The organism is Streptomyces sp. NPDC127098 (genome assembly GCF_042722465.1).
GTDB lineage: Bacteria > Actinomycetota > Actinomycetes > Streptomycetales > Streptomycetaceae > Streptomyces > Streptomyces millisiae.
Map to the genome: position 1 here is coordinate 142,919 of NZ_JBHXFJ010000010.1, position 2,189 is coordinate 145,107.

At 73.9% G+C, this 2,189-nt stretch carries 2 protein-coding genes; one reads left to right on the forward strand and one right to left on the reverse strand.

Annotation, left to right across the window (positions count from 1 at the left end; all coding sequences use genetic code 11):
* Nucleotides 1–138: 138 nt before the first annotated feature.
* Entirely contained in the window at nucleotides 139–1,029 is an 891-nt protein-coding gene (locus ACFWI8_RS09860) for a LysR family transcriptional regulator (RefSeq protein WP_387087895.1), read from the reverse strand.
* Between the two features lie 112 nt (nucleotides 1,030–1,141).
* Between ACFWI8_RS09860 and ACFWI8_RS09865 the strand changes: the two genes are divergently transcribed.
* On the forward strand, nucleotides 1,142–2,017 hold the full coding sequence (locus ACFWI8_RS09865) for an oxidoreductase (protein ID WP_387087898.1): 876 nt from the start codon (nucleotides 1,142–1,144) through the stop codon (nucleotides 2,015–2,017).
* Nucleotides 2,018–2,189: the final 172 nt, after the last annotated feature.

Sequence of the window (2,189 nt, forward strand, 5' to 3'; positions counted from 1 at the left end):
GAGGCACGGACGTGCCTCCCGCGCGAGAACGGGCCGCCGAGAACGGCGATTCCGACACCGTCGGAACGGTTTTCAGTATGCCGCCGGGCGCATGCCCTTCCGGAAAGAGCGGCGGCTTCCCCGAGCGACTTCGTGCAGTTAACGCGGTGGCTCGTCGGCCAGCTCGCGCACGACACGGCCGAATTCGCGGATCGTGTCGGTCTCCGCGTCCCGTGGCCAGGCGAGCGCCACCCGCATGGGCTCGACGCCGGCCAGCGGTACCCAGGCCAGGTCGGGGCGCGCGTAGTACTGGGCCATGCCGGCCGGCGCGAAGCAGATGGCCTCGCCGGCGGCCACCTGTTCGAGCATCTCCTCGACGTTGCGGTTGGTCGGCCCCCAGCGCGGCGTCGACCCGTCCGGCCTCGGGACCACCGCCCACCACTCCACCCAGGCCCGCGGCGCGTGTTCGGTCCAGGTCAGCGGCTCGTCCCTGACGTCGTCCAGCGTCACCCGCGCCCGGTCCGCCAGCGGATGGGCGGCGGGGAAGCCGACCACCCTGGGATCGACGTGCACCACCTCGGCCACCAGCCCGGTCAGGTCGGCGGGCAGCCAGACGAAGGCCACGTCGGCGCGGCCGTCGCGCAGCCCGGCGACCTCCTCGCCCCAGTCGAACCGCCGCGGCTCCACCCGGATCCTGGGGTGCCGGCGGGCGAACTCGGCGCGGGCGCGGGCGATCAGCTCGCCGGCGCCGCTCGCCTCGAAGCCGACGCGCAGCGAGCCGGCGCCGCCCCGCCGGTAGGAGTCGGCCACCTCGGTGACCCGCTCGGCCTCGCGTATCGCGCGCCGCGCCGCGACCACGATGTCGGCGCCCGCGCAGGTGGCGCTGACCCCGCCCGGGTGCCGGTCGAAGAGCCGCACGCCGAGCTTGGACTCCAGGGACTTCAGCGCGTACGACAGCGTCGGCTGGCTCACGTAGAGGCGCCTCGCGGCCCGCCCCAGGTTCCCCTCCTCGGCGATCGCGACGAGGTAGCGCAGCTCCCGAAGCTCCATGCTGCGATCATAGACGCGCTCTATCGGTCGAGTGATCGTCTCGTTTGGACGGTCGGGCCCGTCGGATGCGACAACTGGGAGGCACAGAAGCCCACTCGGAGGTGTGACCCACGTGAGTTCCCCTGACTCCGCCCCGCCCCGGACCGCCGTCGGCCGCGTCTGGCTGATCACCGGGACGTCCAGCGGCTTCGGCCGCGCGATCGCGGAGGCGGCGCTCGCCGCCGGCGACACGGTGGTCGCCACGGCGCGCCGGCCCGAGACGCTCGACGACCTGGTGGCCGCCCACCCGGACCGGGCGACGGCCGTCCAGTTGGACGTCACCGACGGCGCCCGGATCGCCGCGGTGGTGGCCGAGGTGCTGCTCTGGTACGGACGCGTGGATGTGCTGGTGAACAACGCGGGGCACGGGCAGGTCGGCGCGGTCGAGGAGACCACGGACCGCGAGCTGCGCGACCTGATGGACCTGCACTTCCACGGCCCGGCCGCGCTCACCCGCGCGGTGCTGCCCGGCATGCGCAAGCAGAAGTCGGGGGCCATCGTGCAGATCAGCAGCTTCGGCGGCCAGGTCGCCTACCCCGGGTTCTCCGCCTACTGCGCCACCAAGTTCGCGCTGGAGGGCCTGTCCGAGGCGCTGGCGGCCGAGGTCGCGCCGCACGGCATCAAGGTGATGATCGTCGAACCCGGCGCCTTCCGCACCAAGTTCTCCGGCGGCGGCCTGCACCAGTCGGCGGAGCTGCCCGCCTACGCCGAGACCGTCGGCCAGACCCGTCAGTTCATCACCGGCATCGACGGCACCCAGCCCGGCGACCCCGCCAGGGCGGCCACCGCCATCGTCGCGGCCCTCGACAGCGACAAGACGCCGCTGCGGCTGCCGCTCGGCGACGACGCCTACGACGGGCTGCTCGCCCACCTGGACGCGGTCCGCGAGGAGTTGACCGCCTGGGAGTCCGTCGCACGGAACGTCAACTTCCCCGACGTGTCCGCCTGAGCGCTTCGCTGGAGGTGCCGCGACCTGCCGCCGATCCGCCACGACACCGTGGTGACCGGTCGCGCCCGTGCGGCGGAGTCTCCCGGACTCCGTCCGGACGGCCCGGGGGCGCCCTGAGGGCGCCGCCGCACCACAGCGGACCGGCCTTCGCGCGCCACCACCTTCTGGTGAC

Bases quoted from the DNA above. Each gene is read 5' to 3' on its own strand.
- ACFWI8_RS09860 (WP_387087895.1), bottom strand. From the start codon at position 1,029: ATGGAGCTTCGGGAGCTGCGCTACCTCGTCGCGATCGCCGAGGAGGGG.